Consider the following 15,443-nt stretch of genomic DNA (forward strand, 5'->3'; position numbering starts at 1 on the left):
TACGGTTTAGAGAATAAGATTATGGCATGGCAAAATGTAGAAGTTGTTCACGTTGTGGCAATGGACAAAAACCACTGTATTGGTAAAGGCAATGCGTTGCCATGGCATATTTCTGCCGACTTAAAACATTTTAAAGAAATCACACAAGGTGGTGTGGTCGTAATGGGTCGTAAAACCCTTGAGTCTATGGGCCGTGCGCTACCAAACCGTGTGAACTGGATCATTACCCGTGATATTAACTGGCAATTTGACGGTGTTAAAATTGCCTATTCAATTGAAGATGCTTTAAATGCAGCTTTAGAAGATGTAAAAAATACTGAAAAACAAGCGTTATTCATCATTGGCGGCGGTGAGATATTCAAGCAAACTCTGTCAATTGCAGACCGTCTTGAACTTACTCATGTTGACTTAGATGTGCAAGGTGATGCACATTATCCAACAATACCGAGTGAATTTCATAAAACTGCAAGTGAACAGCAAGTTGATGAAAAATCAGGGACTTCATTCGAGTTTGCGACTTATAAAAAATAATTCAATGGATGCCTATGCACAATATCGGAACACGTGAATTTATTATTGCTCTACTTTTTGGGGTGTTACATAGTCTATTCACGCTGTTTATTGTGTTCTCTAGTATTTGGGTATGCGTAGCGCTCTGGGTTCAACAGCCTTTTGGCTGGCTAGGCAGCCGCATACTCATTGGCATCTGGATTGCTTTTGCGCTGAGTATGGCTGGCTTATATGTTGAAGGCCATCTTGTTAGCCGCCGTACAGATATACTGATTTACCTTTTAGCATTTGCCTGCTCTCTCGTTTGGTATTTTTCAATTACTGCACGCCAAGATCGTGACTGGAACCCTGAAGTTGCCAATATGCTGAGCTATGAAAAGCACGGCGATGTAGTCACTTTGCATAATGTCCGTAACTTTAATTGGCATCCTGATGGAACCTATGATGTTCGCTGGGAAACCCGAACTTTTGACCTCAACCAGTTAAATGGAATAAACATCATTGCCTCTTACTGGATGGGACCACAAATTGCCCATACACTGGTCAGCTTCGAATTTGCACATCAACAACCTTTAGTCTTCTCAATCGAGATTCGCAAAGAAAAAACTGAAGAATTTTCGGCAATCGGTGGTTTTTTTAGAAAATATGAACTGAGCTTAATTGCTTCTGATGAGAAAGATATTGTCTATACGCGTAGCAACATCCGCAAAGAGCAAGTTTATAATTTTCCTATCAATATGCCACGATCTGAGCAAAAAGCTTTATTTTTAGAATATCTAAAAAAATCAGATGAGTTGCGTACAAAACCAGAGTGGTACAATACGCTCACGAGTAACTGTACAACTCTAATTTTTGATATGGTTCAAGCGATTAACCCATACCAACTTCCTAAAGATTATCGTCTAATCGCTTCAGGTTACTTACCTAATTATTTATATGATCTTAAAGCTCTTAATCAAAATGTCAGTTTAAAACAGTGGTATCAAATTGCACATATCAATCCACGTACTGAAAATTTTGAACAGCTTTCAGATCAGAGTAGTGAACACTTCTCTCAAATCGTTCGACAAGGTTTACCTAAAGCTAAATGAAATAAGTAATGCACTTTTCTTTACTTTTTTATACATGCTTTACTTTGTATTTTAAATACATAAACCCTATTGTAATAGGCAGGAAATAGAGGGAAAAACAATGCAACAGGCATTATTTGGCGGCGGCTGTTTTTGGTGCGTCGAAGCTGTATTTTTACAAATACGCGGTGTAGAAAAAGTAACTAGTGGTTACGCAGGTGGGCACACGACTAACCCTACCTACGAGCAAGTATGTCAAGGAGATACCCAGCACGCTGAGGTGATCTTAGTCGACTTTGATGAAGAACAAGTAACTTACTCCCAGTTACTTGACGTGTTCTTTGCGACTCATGATCCAACGACTTTAAATCGCCAAGGTAATGATATCGGCACACAATACCGCTCTGTTATTTACTATTATAATGAAGAGCAAAAGCAGGCAGCGGAACACACGATTCAGACTCTAAAAAATGATGATCTTGATATTGTGACTGAGCTGTCTCCTGTCCCGACCTTCTATCCGGCAGAAGAATATCATCAGAACTACTATGCAAAGAATCCTTCACAAGGTTATTGCAACTTTGCGATTCCACCTAAGCTGCTTAAGCTATATAGTAAATTCCAGCATCTGATGAAAGATCAATAAATCAGAACAATAAAAAAGCAACCAAATTGGTTGCTTTTTTATTAAGTAAACTAAATTTTAGTTTTCACTGACAAAGGCAATATCGCTCAGTCCGGCTTCACTGGCGCGAGACATTACCTGTGCAACAGTATCGTACTTCGACTCTTTATCAGCACGAAGTTGAACTGTTGGTTTAACATCACCTTGACCTGCTTCTTGAAAACGTTTTTGAAGCTCATCAAGGCTAATTACTTGAGTATCCCAAGCCACTTCACCATTTGCATTAATACTAATCGTGATTGCTTTTGGTGGTGGATCAATAATTTCAGCAGTTGTTTTAGGAAGCGTTAATGGAATCGATGGGTTGGCAACTGTTGCTGTGACCAAAAAGATGATCATTAACACCAACATAATGTCGATTAGCGGAATGAGGTTCATCTCATTTATGCCACTATCGTGGTCTTCACCCAATTGAAAAGCCATTAAGCTTGACCTCCAACATAACTTTGCTGTGCAGTTTTAACATCAGACTTTACAGTTGAGTCTTGCTGCAACATCGTATCAATTAATAAGCTGTGCGCTTGATCTTGTAAATCATGAGCAAGACCACGGTTAGCACGTACACAAATGTTATAAGCCAATACCGCAGGAATCGCAACAGCAAGACCAAGGCCCGTCATAATAAGCGCTTCACCTACTGGTGTAGCCACTTGAGCCAAACCTGCTTGTCCACTTTTACCGACTGCAACAAGTGCATGGAAAATACCCCATACCGTACCAAACAAACCAACGAATGGTGCAATTGAAGCAATTGTTCCTAAAACAGAAATACCTTTTTCAGCATTGACTTTTTCAGCAGAAATTTGACGAAGTAGAGCCTGCTCCGCAACCGCTTTACGCTGCTCAAAACTCAAAGGTTGTAACTTTGCTTTTAGCGAAGTGATAGCCTGAGAAAGTTGAGCATAAGCTTGTTGCTTTAATTGGCGAGTCCCCATCAAACGTAAGATGAAAACTGTCCAAGTAGCAATCGACATTGCCAATAAGATGAAATACAGGGTTTTACTCACTGCATCTGCATGTTGCCAATAGATTGAAAAGTTCATATTGAACTCCTGATTAAGGTTAGCCGTTGGGACTCAAATTTATTAAGGATTAAACTCAAATGGTTGCTCAGTTTTAATTGGATAAGCAACACCATTTTCCATATAAGGTTTAAATTTCGCACCCCGTACTGCGCGCAAAACTTTGTCATCTAAATTCTGCAAACCACTACTTTTAGTAACTCGTGCAACTGTAACCTTACCTTTTTCATCTGCTTCAATATATATACCAACTGAACGTGTTTGATTTTCTAAATCTTTTGAAGTAACGGTTACACGTGGTGATCGACTCCATTGAATACCCGAACCACCAATTGAAACTCGTTTTGGTGATGGATCTGGAGCGGGTTGAGCTTTAGGTGCTTCTTGTACTACTGGCTTTGGTTTTTCAACGACTTTTTCAGAAACAGTCGTTGTTACCACTTTGGTTTCAACTTTAGGTTCTGTCTTTACTGTTTCTTTTGGTGTCTCAGCCTTTTTCACCTGTTGAATTTTTTCCACTTTTTTCGGTGGTGTCACAGGCTTTTCAACAACTTTAACTTCTTTTACCTCTTTCTTAGGTTCCGGCTTTTTAGGCGGTTCCTTTGGCTTAGGAGGTAGTGGTTTAGGTTGCTCTTGAATTTTTACGAAACGTACCTGTAAAGGTTTCTTATCGATTGGCTTTAATTCAGCAGGCTTAATATGGCTAACTGCCCATAAGACCCCGATATGACCAATTGCAACTGCAATTAGTGCTGTGATGACTTTCTTTTTCATCGGATTGGGAGCGTTTAAGGCTGCGGAAGATTGACTCATAAGAATCTAATTACCTAATGGATGATGATTTCAGATTTCTATTTATAGAAACGATTTCAAACATCGGATAGAACAATAAAGTGCCACAATAATAAATGAGAAGTGTTTTCATTTGCAACTATTTTTTGAGAAAAACATTTACTCTCTGTCATAGCTTCATGCCTGTTCAGTATGTTTACTTTAGTTTTCTCATAGTTACATCAATAGATATCCCATGTTCACAATTTGTTTAGCCAAACTTAAATAGTTGAGCTATTTACACCATGATCAGATCTATTTTTATGATAATCCCACTTATTATTGATATGTTATATTATTTCAACTTTATTTTAAATATAAAAAAACACGCAAGAAGCGTGCTTTTTTAGAATAACCGTTAATTAAAAAACAACGGTCTTATTACCATCAACAATAATACGATCTTCTAAATGCCATTTCACTGCACGAGCCAATACATTACGCTCTACATCTTCACCTAGCTCACGTAATTGCTCAACATTATAGTCATGACTCACACGCTCAACGTCTTGCTCAATAATTGGACCTTGGTCAAGGTCAGCAGTCACATAGTGAGCTGTCGCACCAATCAACTTCACACCTTTTTCATAAGCTTGCTTATATGGATTGGCACCCACAAAAGCTGGCAAGAAAGAATGGTGAATATTGATGATTTTCATTTCCCATTTTGCAACAAAATCTTCGCTTAAAATCTGCATATAACGTGCAAGAACTAATAAATCATTGCCTTGCATCATTTCATCAATTTGCGCATAAGCTTCAGCTTTATTGTCTTTAGTGACTTTAATTACAGTAAATGGAATACCGAAGTTTTCAACAGACTCACGTAAATCTTCATGATTAGAAATGACATGAGTAATTTCACAAGGTAACGAACCACGTGCATGACGCCATAACAACTCAAGCAAGGCATGGTCAACTTTAGAAACTAAAATACCAACTTTTTTAACATCGTTAACGAAAGCAAGACGCCATTGCATGCCGTAACGTTCAGCAACGTTCGCAGCAAAAGTTTGAATTAATGCATCTTTACGCGACTGTAAATGATCAAGTTCAAATTCAACACGCATGAAATAACGTCCGCCCTGAGCTTCCGTCGCATACTGATCAAGCGCGGTAATGTTTGCACCTTGGTGATACAAAAAGCTCGATACCGCTTGTACGATCCCTGGCTTGTCTTCACAAGTAATCAGTAAACGGGCTGTATTGGCAGTGGTCATATTCATTTGGTTAATATCACTTAATTGAGATAAATCTTTTAATAGGCCGAGTATTCTAGCGCCCTAAATAAACAAGCACAACTATTCGTCTTTTAAGGACGATAAGCTAGCAAATAGATCTGAAGGGCCAAGAGATTCAAGCAACTGCTCATAAGTTGCTCGGCTTTCACCCATAAGATAAGGACCTTCAAGGAAAACCATTTGGCGTAATGCTTGCCAAACCCATTTTTCTTCTAAATGGTTATTGTCACTAATATGACCAGACATATACAAAAAGTTTGTCCAGTTTGTTAATACAATCCAGAGGTTAATAATGAGGGCTTCAATTTCCGAAGCTGTCATTTTCATAAGACCTGCATCTACAAAAGCTTGATAAATCTTTTGCCCCTGCTGCATCACCTGCCCTGCAAAACGCGGATAAATCTTTTTAAAGTCTTCGTTACTTTCAACTAAATGATACACATCACGATGAATAAAACGGTAACTCCATAATTGACCACTGAGCACCTGAAAATAGTTGATTTTATCATTGGTTGTTAATGGTCTATCTTCAGGTAAAGAAAGTAATTCTAAAGTCTCGGCCTGATATTGATACATTAATTCCTTAATGATTTCATGCTTATTCCGAAAGTGATAATACAAGTTTCCAGGACTAATACCTAACTCCGCAGCAATATGATTGGTTGTAACTGACCGTTCACCTCGCTCGTTAAAAAGCTGCAAACTGATTTGTAAAATCCGGTCTTTTGTCTTCAGAGCTTTAGGTTGAGACATTTTAATAACCTTTAATAATTCACATGGTTAAGACTTGAACACATAAACTGTCTTGACTATTTAGAGTATTTACTCTAAAAAATAAACATATCAATGTATTTGGTAAGTACCGATGAACAGTCAAACAAAAACAAATCCAGAGACTCAGCTACCTTATGATGTTAAGCATTTACATGATTTGCTTGAACAACAAAAGCTTGCTTATTTACGTCATCCGGTACCCACTGCTAAAGAGCGTATTGATCGTTTAGCTCGTCTTAAAAGAGTCTTGGTAAAATATCAAGATCAGATTGCTGACGCAATTAACCTCGATTATGGCAATCGTGCAATTATGGAAACAAAAATTGGTGAGTTACTCACCAGTTTGGAACAAATCAAATATTACAGTAAACATCTGACAGCGTGGATGAAACCTTCAAAACGCCATATCAGTGTATTACATCAGCCAGCAAAAGGTTGGGTACAATATCAACCTATGGGTGTAATTGGTATTATTACACCATGGAATTACCCATTGCTTCTTTCAGTTGGGCCATTAATTTGCGCACTGGCAGCAGGCAACCATGCCATGATCAAGATTTCGAGTGCCTCTCCAAATTTTGGGCGAGTTCTTGAAAGTGCATTAGCAGAAGCTTTCCCACAGGAATTAGTTGCTGTAGTAAATGGTGGCGGCGTTATTTCAGATGCTTTTAGTCATTTGCCTTTTGACAAAATGATTTTCACAGGCTCAACCTCTGTTGGTAAAACAGTCATGGCAGCCGCAGCTCAAAATCTGGTTCCTGTTATTCTTGAGTTAGGCGGAAAATCTCCTGCTCTTGTACATGCATCTATGGATATGAAAGATGTGGCTCAACGCATTGCTGTAGGTAAATTATGGAATGCGGGTCAAACGTGTGTTGCACCTGACCATATTTTCTTGCCACGTGGAAAAACTGCCGAGTTCATCGAAAACTTTAAATTGATTGTGGCTGGCATGTATCCACATTTCCGTAACAATCAAGATTACACGTCTATTATTAATGACAAGCAATACAACCGCATTCAGGGCTATCTTGAAAATGCCCGCGATCAAGGTGCTCGTATTATTGAAATTAATCCTCAAAATGAAATTTTAGATGATATCCGCAAAATTGCGCCGACTTTAGTTACAGGTGTAACGACTGCCATGGATATTATGCAAAATGAAATTTTTGGTCCGATCCTACCAATTTTAGAATATGACCAAATAGAAGAAGTTATCGAATTCATTAATAGTCGACCACGTCCTTTAGCGATGTATTATTTTGACTATGATCAGGCGCGTGCTGACTATATTGCACAGCATACCCACTCAGGACATTTCGGAATCAACATGGTGATTACCCATGTGGCTCAAGATGATTTACCGTTTGGCGGAATTGGTGCATCAGGTATGGGTAAATATCACGGACCAGAGGGCTTTTTTAGCCTTTCTCATGAACGTTCGGTAATGTCCAATCCAAAACTTTATAGCCTGAAATACATTCTTCCACCGTTCAATAAGCCCATTCATCGTTTCATTTCGAAAACCTTGTTGCGCTAACTGATCAAGGCATGATCTGTTATACTAAATCATGCCTCGTTTTTACCAATTCCGCTTGTCTTTTAATCGTATTTTTGGTATAAAACGCCCCTTGAATGAATTCATCCGTTTACATTTAGTATGACTGGCCACAGATTTGCTGTTGGCTGAATCAATGGAGTTACACCATGTCTAAGGTTTGCCAAGTTACCGGCAAGCGTCCAGTCGTTGGTAACAACGTCTCACACGCCAACAACAAAACCAAGCGCCGGTTCGAGCCGAACCTGCACCACCACCGTTTCTGGTTAGAAAGCGAAAAACGTTTTGTACGTCTTCGTTTAACCACTAAAGGTATGCGTATTATTGACAAATTGGGTATCGAAAAGGTTGTTGCAGACCTTCGTGCTCAAGGTCAAAAGATCTAAGGAGTCTGAACAATGCGTGATAAGATTCGTCTCGTTTCTACAGCTGGTACAGGTTATTTCTATACCACGACTAAAAACAAACGTACTATGCCGGAAAAAATGGAAATCAAAAAATTTGATCCAAAAATCCGTCAACACGTGATTTTCAAAGAAGCTAAAATCAAATAATTTTAGCCTCGAAAAAAAACGACTTCACAATGAAGTCGTTTTTTTTTGCATTTTTTTTATAGCTAGCTTTTTTTTGATAAACTTTCCACATATTTCGCCTTGGCATTTTTTATGCTTGTCTTTAGCCTAACTCACGTAAAAGGAGTTTTTAGTGCCGCATGACGTAGATTTAATTATTTTACTTGCTGTTGGTTTCGGCGTTGCCCTCATTTTTGGCTATTTTGCAGCCCGATTACGACTCCCTCCTCTTATCGGTTATTTAATTGCCGGAATTATTATTAGTCCAAATACCCCAGGTATCGTTGCAGACATTCATCTTGCCAACCAACTTGCAGAACTCGGGGTCATGTTCCTAATGTTCGGTGTAGGGATGCACTTTTCATTAAATGACTTGCTGCTAGTTCGTCGTATTGCCTTGCCTGGCGCAATTTTACAAATCGCTGTTGCAACCTTACTTGGTATTGGCGTTTCAATGCTATGGGGATGGAATTTCGGGTCTGCACTCGTTTTTGGCTTAAGTCTATCGTGTGCAAGTACAGTTGTATTATTAAAAGCATTAGGAGACCGAGGTCTTCTAGACTCAGTTAACGGCAAAATTGCTGTAGGTTGGCTGTTAGTCGAAGATTTAGTGATGGTACTGGTTTTAGTACTTCTTCCAGCTACAGCTGTTTTACTCGGTGGAAAGGCACCAGCAGGTGCAGACAGTAATATCTGGTTAACTCTTGGGATAACCTTATTAAAGGTGATTGGCTTTATTGCCTTTATGCTGATTGTAGGCAAGCGCGTTGTGCCTATTATTATGCAATTCGTTGCTCGTTTAGGGTCAAGAGAGCTATTCACCCTTACTGTTGTTGCTGCTGCTGTTTCGATTGCTTACGGTTCTTATGCCATTTTTGGGGTTTCAATGGCATTAGGGGCTTTCTTTGCAGGAATGGTTGTTAAAGAATCAGACTTTAGCCACCGCGCAGAAGAAGAAACACTTCCACTACGTGAAATTTTCTCAATTCTGTTTTTTGTTTCTGTGGGAATGCTGTTTGATCCCCATATTCTTGTTGAACGTCCACTCCAAATTCTGGCAGTGATTGCAATTATCATGATAGGTAAAACTCTTGCCGCAATGGCTTTAGTTTTATTCTTTCGCTATCCAATTAATACAGCCCTTACAGTTGGTGCGAGTTTGGCCCAAATTGGCGAATTCTCGTTTATCTTGGCAACATTAGGTGTATCTTTAGGCTTATTAACATTAGAAGCCCAAAACCTGATTCTAGCAGGCGCTTTATTTTCGATAACGCTGAACTCTTTTATATTCTCTGCCATTGAGCCAGTACAACGCTGGATTCGTGAGCGCTCTCATCTAGCCCGACTTCTTGAACGCAGTGGTGACCCACTAGCCATGTTACCCGATGAAGTGGATCAAGCTTACTTACGTGATCAGGTCGTGATTGTTGGATATGGAGGTGTGGGACGACGCATCACTGAAAATCTAATTAACGAGAATATTAAGGTCGTTATTGCAGAAGAGAATCGTGAAATCGTAGAAAAACTGCGTCAGGCAAATATTGCTGCTGTGAGCGGTGTTGCTACCGAACCGAGTGTTTTAATTCAAGCACATATCATGCATGCACGACTCTTGGTGATCTCCCCTATGGATATTTTAGATATCCACCGTATTGTGAGCATTGCCAAGCAATTAAATCCTCAGATTCAGGTATTAATTTGCGCAGAAAGCAAAGAAGAAGCAGCAATTATCCGTGAAGAAAATATTGGCGAAGTGTTCTATGCAAAAGAAGAAATGGCAAAGAATATGAGTCACCACATATTAAATCAGATCGAGCTTGCCCATCAGTCAACTATGCATTAACCCATATAAAAAGCGTACTTAAAAGTACGCTTTTTTTAACTCAAGAATTTAGGCTGTTCATCTAGTACCTCAGCCTGCCATTCATTTACCTGCTTTTCGAGCAGTCCAAATAGTGCAGCCTGAATCATATGCTGAGCAACAACTGGAGTTTGCTCACCCAAGATTGCTTTGACTTCATCGCTAAATTGAATTTTAACCAAGGGTTCATTCTCAGAACCTGCATTACGCAAGGCGAGTTCACCACCTTCGAGTTGGACTAATTCCAAAACGGCTTCTTGATTTCCAAATAACTCTTTCAATTGCTGTATAGACATATACTTCCTCCATGTTTCAACATGGTGGCAAAGCACCCTTGCACTTTGCTTCTCTTGTCTTATTTATATAGGCACACCTAGTCTAAATTTCAAGCATCTAGGCAGTTTAATTTTAGAACTCGACCATTTCATTACGAAAACCATCAATTAAATGGCTTAATTCACGATGCCATTCACGCAAAATCTTAACATCTGGCAACCAAGATTGAGGACCTTGAGTCACTTTGATAATGAGATTAGAAGAGGTTTCTTCTTCTGGGGTCGGCTCTTTAGGTTCTGGTGCATATTGACACATACGGTAAGCTCGTTTGAGCTCTGCAACAAAACCATCTTTCGCCAATTGTTGCAAAACGGACACTTCTGGAGAAACTTGTCCTTTCGCCGCCATATGTTCTTCAATAGATTTTAAAGTGGGTTGCAATTCATTTAAACGGTAATAACGTACGAGTTCTTGTAAGAAAGCTAACATTGCACCATGTAAATGAAATACAGCTGCTTCACGGTAAGCTTGTATCTGCTGCACATGATCGGTCTGTTCTGCCTGTTGACACGCTAAGCGCGCAAAATAGAGCTTCTGATTGGTACGATCGGCATGATAACGAGCAACACGTGACATAACTAAACTTTCCTGTTCTAAAATCGCTATTGCAACAGCTATTCTTTAGCTTAACGACTCCATTAATAAAATCAACGTTATTTATGGTAAATCCAGCTCAACTTGATAAATTTTACGTTTCGCTAAAACTTTTAGTGGCTGCTTTATAGGACGAACATGACTTAAAACCCAAGCAAAATACCCTTCGTCCCAAGCAGTTGCACATGCTGGCTCAATTTCATCATTTCGCCAAGCATGAATAGAGTCGACATCAACTAAAGCGACAGCAACTCCCTCTTCTTCATTTGTATCTTTAACCAAAAATTTTTGGTTCTCGACAATTAATAGATCTTTAATTGGCAGTTTTGTAGGTACCCATGAACGCACTTCAAGTGTTTTGATACCTTCAGCGATACGAGTACCATTTGGCGTTACAATCGAAAGAGCTAAAAACTGTCTTTTCACACTGAAGACTTATTCTTCAGCTGCTTTAACGCGAATTCCATTGCCTTTAACTTTAAGCAGGTTTAAGCCTTTAATTGCCTTAATTGCTTCACGTGGGTTAGGCATTTCAACAAAACCAAAACCTTTTGATTTACCTGTGTCTTTATCAGTAACAAGAACACATGTTTCAACTTTACCAAATGCTTTGAATAACTCTAAAATTTCAGTTTCACTCACAGCACGATCTAAATTACGAACTAATATCTTCATTTTCTAACCTTAATTGGCAATTAAAGGGAGCAGCCAATATATTTAAGTAATCACATTGTCTTATACAGTAGTTTAATCCAGATCGATACCAAAACCTAAATTTACTGCAGGTGAACGGTTCCATTGTTTTTTGGCAAATGGCTGAGGTACTTGCCTATGTATCTTTGCTTGAACTAAATGTGTAGGCAAATCATTTAAAAAATAACTCTCGATTTTACGACCTTGCTCGTCATACGTGTCTTGTGACCACGTATTAAGATTTTGTTTCGTCAAGATTAATTCATTTTCAGCACGTGTTAATGCAACATACAATACCCGTCGCTCTTCCTCGACATCATCAAAATCCCCCTGTGCCCTTGCATAAGGATATTGATTTGGCGATACATGAGGGACATAGCAGACTTTCTGTTCAGCACCTTTAGCTGAATGAATCGTAATTAAAGTCACTAAATCTTGATCAGCAGCTTTTTCAATTTCAGAAACTGAAATAGGTTCAAGAACATATTCTTCGAGGAACTCACCCAAAGATGCATGTTTACGCGCAAGTTGCTTGACCAAATCAAAGTCTTTTAATCGGCGTGACCAATCTTTAGTTTTATAATTTTGCTCTAGCTGTTCACCTAAAGCATCAAGTGCCAGACCAATGCTTGCTTCAACATGCTGCTGTAATACATCTAGCTGTTTTAAAATTAAAATCGCTTGTAAAGGGACTTTCCCATGACGTTCTAGACGATTGCAGCGCTCCTCAACGTCAACAATTCCCATCAACTCTTGCGCTAGCTTACTTGCCCCAACATCCCCTATACCATCCCATAAGGTTAAAAAACGCATCCAAGCCAAATCATCGTGAGGGTTGCTCACAATACGTAGCAGGCTAAGCACGTCTTTCACATGTGCAGATTCAAGAAGTTTTACACCACCAATAAAACGATAAGGAATTTCAGCGGCAATAAAAGCCCCTTCTATATAACGAGCACTATAACCAGAACGTACCAAGACCATATGGTCATACCAGCCCGCACCTTGTTGATGGCGCGTTATTAAATCTTGTGCAATCCAGTTTGCTTCTTCAAACTCATTACCAAACAAATGTAGCTGTGGTTTTTGCCCTTGACCACGATGAGCTTGCAGCTGTTTTTGATAATCAATTGGACTGTGTGCCAACAACCAGTTTGATAAATCCAAAATCTCTTGAGTCGAACGGTAATTTAAATCCAGTGTATGAATAACTGCATCGGGTATCCGCTCTTTAAAAGAATGGATATTTTCAAAGTCTGCACCGCGAAAACCATAAATCGACTGGGCATCATCGCCAACACAAAACAGCTTCACTTTACCAATCAAGGGCTGCAATAAAGCCCATTGCAAAGGATTGGTATCTTGCATTTCATCAACTAGCAATGCCTGACAGAAGCCTGCCACCCAATTGGTGAGCGCTTCTGAGTTTTGTAAATGCACCGCCACAATCGACAAGATATCGTCGTAATCTAAAAAATTACGCTCTTTCTTACGTTGCTCATAAGTTTTCATCAACTCAGCAATTTGTGCCTTATGCTCGTAGGCTTCTGGAAGTTGCTTAAGGAGTGCTTCAGAAAGTTTGGTTTGTGTATTTCTTGCATAGGAATATAAATCGCACAGCTCTGCGGCTTTGGGCAAGACGTTATCTTTATCTTTGCCTCTTAATAAGCGAAACATAAGCAACTGATCATCACGATCAATAATACTAAATTGATTTAACCCAAAAGCTTGCGGGTTACGGCGTAGCAAATACATACAAAACGTATGAAAAGTTGAAGCTCTCAGACCCTTTGCCTGTGCTCCCACATGTTGTTCTACTCTCGCAACAATTTCACTCGCAGCACGGCGCGTAAACGTTAAAATCTGGATTTGGTTCGCTGGTAAGCCTTGATCAATTAAATAAGCTGCACGAGCAACAATGGTTTTAGTCTTGCCACAACCAGCGCCCGCCAAAACTAAACAGTTTTGCGCAGACGTAGTAGCTGCTTTTTTTTGCTGAGCATTTAGTTCATTAATTAATTTTGCAAGACTCATAACACATATCGCTAAAACACCAAGACATAGTTTAACAGACCGAGGCAACAGATGGGTCTGCCTATCCTAAAAACAAAAAGAGCACTTAAAGTGCTCTTTGGTTCAATATTATTTTTTAAGATACTGTTTTTGAACTAGAAGGAAGATGTTTAATGGCTGAAGCCAAACCTAGAAAGTTAATTCCCTGAAATAAAATATCAATAGCAAGGAACATTCCTAATACCCAAAAAGGTGAATCTTTAGAAACTAAAATTAAAATACCTGTAGCGAGCGTCAATAACCCTGAAAACAGGGTCCAGCCCCATCCAGTAATTGGCTTAAGTAAAATTGCATTTATGGTACGTATAGCACCAGCAATGATCAGCGCTATAGATAATAGGCTTGTCAGAACCACTGCTGTAGTGACTGGAGTAGAAAACGCATAATAACCAGCCATTAAATAAAGCACACCAAACAGTGCCCACAACCATCGGCTTGCGCCTTTAAAAACACTCATAGCCGCGACGAGATGCAAAACACCGCCGACCATCATGAGTATTCCAAATAAAAAAACAACAGAAAAAGTCGCAAATGGTAATGAACTAAATAAAATCAGGCCAAAACCAATAAGCACAAAGCCCAATATCAAATACCATTTACGGTCAGCATGTAACTGATTACGTACTAAATCATTACCTACAGTTTTCATCATGGCTACTCTTATTATCAGGTATTAGAATTTCATCTACCCAATAATAGTGATGCACTTCACATTTTTTGTCTGTATAAAATCTGCATCGTTTCTTAACAATTGATGTGGATAAAGCAGTATTTATCCACAGTTTTATTTCATCCAGCCAATTTCTTGAGCTGTAAGTAAACCTATTATTGTTTCATGTAAGCCATTCGGCATTTTACTGCTCTGCTCAGACAAAGGCGTTTGACCACCCATGATTTCGGCATCGGTTTGTGGATATAGAGGTACTTTTTCAGGTTGGGCATAACCTAAAGGATAAATAGGTTGTCCTGTTTTTAAATCATATTTGTCTTGTGCCCCAAAGCCATGTAATAGCTCATGAACAATCACGACCTGATTTTGTAAAGCTTGTGTCTTGGTCGCAAATAAATTCACACTACCAATACGACCTTTTTCTAAAGCAGTCGAATGGATCAAAACTTTTTGATAGTTGGGATCATAATAATTTAAATAAAGTTTAAGTGATGCGCCACTGTCTTCGGGTTGTTTTTGTCGCCATGCATAGAAACGAAATTTTAAGCTCCACCACATAACATGCAAAATATTGGCATTTTGAGGAACCTCGGGTGGTCGTTGCTGCAACTGTTGCCCTAATCGAATTGTAAAGTTTCCTGATTGCCCACGATAATGCTGTGACCACTGACTTAAATAGCTGTTAATTGCCCAAAAATCTTCATTTTTCAACTGATGAATATAGCTCTGTGTTATCTCTAAACCATCTGCATTAATAGGATGTAAAACGACTACAACTGGTCGATTCCAATCTTGATTTTGATCTCGCCATGCTTGAACAGCAACAATCAATAAAATAATTAATAAACATAAGACCCGAATGTTTTTCCACATTCTTATTCCCCATAAAATTAAAATTTTCTTTTATTGTTTTAGACATAAAAAATGCTAGCTGAGCTAGCATTTTTTATGTT

At 39.0% G+C, this 15,443-nt stretch carries 19 protein-coding genes; 7 read left to right on the plus strand and 12 right to left on the minus strand.

Annotation, left to right across the window (positions count from 1 at the left end):
• Positions 1 to 21 precede the first annotated feature (21 nt).
• The 3 genes from F968_RS16500 (at position 22) to msrA (ending at position 2,226) form a co-directional block, all read left to right on the plus strand.
• The gene (locus F968_RS16500) at positions 22 to 531 is read left to right on the plus strand and encodes a dihydrofolate reductase (RefSeq protein ID WP_004794794.1); all 510 of its coding nucleotides are present in this window, start codon (positions 22 to 24) and stop codon (positions 529 to 531) included.
• A 14-nt stretch (positions 532 to 545) separates the two neighbouring features.
• Positions 546 to 1,601, plus strand: a complete 1,056-nt coding sequence (locus F968_RS16505) for an Lnb N-terminal periplasmic domain-containing protein (protein WP_004794796.1) — start codon at positions 546 to 548, stop codon at positions 1,599 to 1,601.
• 100 nt (positions 1,602 to 1,701) lie between these two features.
• On the plus strand, positions 1,702 to 2,226 hold the full coding sequence (msrA, locus tag F968_RS16510) for a peptide-methionine (S)-S-oxide reductase MsrA (RefSeq protein ID WP_004794799.1): 525 nt from the start codon (positions 1,702 to 1,704) through the stop codon (positions 2,224 to 2,226).
• A gap of 57 nt (positions 2,227 to 2,283) precedes the next feature.
• Here the strand turns inward: msrA and F968_RS16515 are convergent, their stop codons facing one another.
• The 5 genes from F968_RS16515 to F968_RS16535 all read right to left on the minus strand — a co-directional run bounded on the left by F968_RS16515 (position 2,284) and on the right by F968_RS16535 (position 6,112).
• Entirely contained in the window at positions 2,284 to 2,688 is a 405-nt protein-coding gene (locus tag F968_RS16515; protein ID WP_003654800.1) for an ExbD/TolR family protein, read from the minus strand.
• Complete coding sequence (locus F968_RS16520) at positions 2,688 to 3,308, minus strand: MotA/TolQ/ExbB proton channel family protein (RefSeq protein ID WP_004641039.1); 621 nt, start codon at positions 3,306 to 3,308, stop codon at positions 2,688 to 2,690. Before F968_RS16520 ends, F968_RS16515 begins: the two co-directional genes overlap by 1 nt.
• Positions 3,309 to 3,350: 42 nt before the next feature.
• Positions 3,351 to 4,100 (minus strand): energy transducer TonB, encoded by a 750-nt coding sequence (locus tag F968_RS16525; protein WP_004794801.1) that lies wholly within the window; start codon positions 4,098 to 4,100, stop codon positions 3,351 to 3,353.
• Between the two features lie 380 nt (positions 4,101 to 4,480).
• Entirely contained in the window at positions 4,481 to 5,344 is an 864-nt protein-coding gene (gene purU, locus F968_RS16530; RefSeq protein WP_004794803.1) for a formyltetrahydrofolate deformylase, read from the minus strand.
• 75 nt (positions 5,345 to 5,419) lie between these two features.
• Positions 5,420 to 6,112: a TetR/AcrR family transcriptional regulator gene (locus tag F968_RS16535; protein WP_004794805.1), complete on the minus strand. Its 693-nt coding sequence runs from the start codon at positions 6,110 to 6,112 to the stop codon at positions 5,420 to 5,422.
• A 112-nt stretch (positions 6,113 to 6,224) separates the two neighbouring features.
• Here F968_RS16535 and F968_RS16540 point away from each other — a divergent pair, with 112 nt between their 5' ends.
• From F968_RS16540 to F968_RS16555, 4 genes are all read left to right on the plus strand, one after another.
• Complete coding sequence (locus tag F968_RS16540) at positions 6,225 to 7,673, plus strand: coniferyl aldehyde dehydrogenase (RefSeq protein WP_004794807.1); 1,449 nt, start codon at positions 6,225 to 6,227, stop codon at positions 7,671 to 7,673.
• A gap of 167 nt (positions 7,674 to 7,840) precedes the next feature.
• Positions 7,841 to 8,077, plus strand: a complete 237-nt coding sequence (gene rpmB / locus F968_RS16545; protein WP_000048256.1) for a 50S ribosomal protein L28 — start codon at positions 7,841 to 7,843, stop codon at positions 8,075 to 8,077.
• Positions 8,078 to 8,089: 12 nt separating this feature from the next.
• On the plus strand, positions 8,090 to 8,245 hold the full coding sequence (gene rpmG / locus F968_RS16550) for a 50S ribosomal protein L33 (RefSeq protein WP_003654787.1): 156 nt from the start codon (positions 8,090 to 8,092) through the stop codon (positions 8,243 to 8,245).
• A 151-nt stretch (positions 8,246 to 8,396) separates the two neighbouring features.
• On the plus strand, positions 8,397 to 10,106 hold the full coding sequence (locus F968_RS16555) for a cation:proton antiporter (protein WP_004794809.1): 1,710 nt from the start codon (positions 8,397 to 8,399) through the stop codon (positions 10,104 to 10,106).
• 35 nt (positions 10,107 to 10,141) lie between these two features.
• On the opposite strand, the gene F968_RS16560 is transcribed toward F968_RS16555, so the two are convergent.
• From F968_RS16560 to F968_RS16590, 7 genes are all read right to left on the minus strand, one after another.
• The gene (locus F968_RS16560) at positions 10,142 to 10,420 is read right to left on the minus strand and encodes a hypothetical protein (RefSeq protein ID WP_002114792.1); all 279 of its coding nucleotides are present in this window, start codon (positions 10,418 to 10,420) and stop codon (positions 10,142 to 10,144) included.
• 112 nt (positions 10,421 to 10,532) lie between these two features.
• Positions 10,533 to 11,036: a DUF6586 family protein gene (locus F968_RS16565; protein WP_004794811.1), complete on the minus strand. Its 504-nt coding sequence runs from the start codon at positions 11,034 to 11,036 to the stop codon at positions 10,533 to 10,535.
• An 81-nt stretch (positions 11,037 to 11,117) separates the two neighbouring features.
• Positions 11,118 to 11,480, minus strand: coding sequence for an ASCH domain-containing protein (locus F968_RS16570; RefSeq protein WP_004794812.1), 363 nt, complete (start codon positions 11,478 to 11,480; stop codon positions 11,118 to 11,120).
• A 9-nt stretch (positions 11,481 to 11,489) separates the two neighbouring features.
• Positions 11,490 to 11,729, minus strand: coding sequence for an RNA recognition motif domain-containing protein (locus F968_RS16575; protein ID WP_003654760.1), 240 nt, complete (start codon positions 11,727 to 11,729; stop codon positions 11,490 to 11,492).
• Between the two features lie 72 nt (positions 11,730 to 11,801).
• Positions 11,802 to 13,781 carry an ATP-dependent helicase gene (locus tag F968_RS16580; protein WP_034596455.1) on the minus strand — a complete coding sequence of 660 codons (1,980 nt, stop codon included), beginning with the start codon at positions 13,779 to 13,781 and terminating at the stop codon, positions 11,802 to 11,804.
• Between the two features lie 115 nt (positions 13,782 to 13,896).
• On the minus strand, positions 13,897 to 14,469 hold the full coding sequence (locus F968_RS16585) for an HdeD family acid-resistance protein (RefSeq protein ID WP_034596457.1): 573 nt from the start codon (positions 14,467 to 14,469) through the stop codon (positions 13,897 to 13,899).
• A 135-nt stretch (positions 14,470 to 14,604) separates the two neighbouring features.
• The gene (locus F968_RS16590; RefSeq protein WP_004794817.1) at positions 14,605 to 15,363 is read right to left on the minus strand and encodes a hypothetical protein; all 759 of its coding nucleotides are present in this window, start codon (positions 15,361 to 15,363) and stop codon (positions 14,605 to 14,607) included.
• Between the last annotated feature and the right edge of the window lie 80 nt (positions 15,364 to 15,443).

The organism is Acinetobacter sp. NIPH 817, assembly GCF_000368405.1.
Taxonomy (GTDB): Bacteria; Pseudomonadota; Gammaproteobacteria; order Pseudomonadales; family Moraxellaceae; genus Acinetobacter.

Excerpts from the sequence above, each read along its gene's own strand:
- rpmG (WP_003654787.1), top strand. The coding sequence starts at position 8,090 with ATGCGTGATAAGATTCGTCTCGTTTCTACAGCTGGTACAGGTTATTTC.
- purU (WP_004794803.1), bottom strand. The coding sequence starts at position 5,344 with ATGAATATGACCACTGCCAATACAGCCCGTTTACTGATTACTTGTGAA.
- F968_RS16580 (WP_034596455.1), bottom strand. The coding sequence starts at position 13,781 with ATGAGTCTTGCAAAATTAATTAATGAACTAAATGCTCAGCAAAAAAAA.
- F968_RS16585 (WP_034596457.1), bottom strand. The coding sequence starts at position 14,469 with ATGAAAACTGTAGGTAATGATTTAGTACGTAATCAGTTACATGCTGAC.
- F968_RS16535 (WP_004794805.1), bottom strand. The coding sequence starts at position 6,112 with ATGTCTCAACCTAAAGCTCTGAAGACAAAAGACCGGATTTTACAAATC.
- F968_RS16560 (WP_002114792.1), bottom strand. The coding sequence starts at position 10,420 with ATGTCTATACAGCAATTGAAAGAGTTATTTGGAAATCAAGAAGCCGTT.
- F968_RS16590 (WP_004794817.1), bottom strand. The coding sequence starts at position 15,363 with ATGTGGAAAAACATTCGGGTCTTATGTTTATTAATTATTTTATTGATT.
- msrA (WP_004794799.1), top strand. The coding sequence starts at position 1,702 with ATGCAACAGGCATTATTTGGCGGCGGCTGTTTTTGGTGCGTCGAAGCT.
- F968_RS16515 (WP_003654800.1), bottom strand. The coding sequence starts at position 2,688 with ATGGCTTTTCAATTGGGTGAAGACCACGATAGTGGCATAAATGAGATG.
- F968_RS16520 (WP_004641039.1), bottom strand. The coding sequence starts at position 3,308 with ATGAACTTTTCAATCTATTGGCAACATGCAGATGCAGTGAGTAAAACC.
- F968_RS16575 (WP_003654760.1), bottom strand. The coding sequence starts at position 11,729 with ATGAAGATATTAGTTCGTAATTTAGATCGTGCTGTGAGTGAAACTGAA.
- rpmB (WP_000048256.1), top strand. The coding sequence starts at position 7,841 with ATGTCTAAGGTTTGCCAAGTTACCGGCAAGCGTCCAGTCGTTGGTAAC.
- F968_RS16525 (WP_004794801.1), bottom strand. The coding sequence starts at position 4,100 with ATGAGTCAATCTTCCGCAGCCTTAAACGCTCCCAATCCGATGAAAAAG.
- F968_RS16500 (WP_004794794.1), top strand. The coding sequence starts at position 22 with ATGGCATGGCAAAATGTAGAAGTTGTTCACGTTGTGGCAATGGACAAA.
- F968_RS16540 (WP_004794807.1), top strand. The coding sequence starts at position 6,225 with ATGAACAGTCAAACAAAAACAAATCCAGAGACTCAGCTACCTTATGAT.
- F968_RS16505 (WP_004794796.1), top strand. The coding sequence starts at position 546 with ATGCACAATATCGGAACACGTGAATTTATTATTGCTCTACTTTTTGGG.
- F968_RS16565 (WP_004794811.1), bottom strand. The coding sequence starts at position 11,036 with ATGTCACGTGTTGCTCGTTATCATGCCGATCGTACCAATCAGAAGCTC.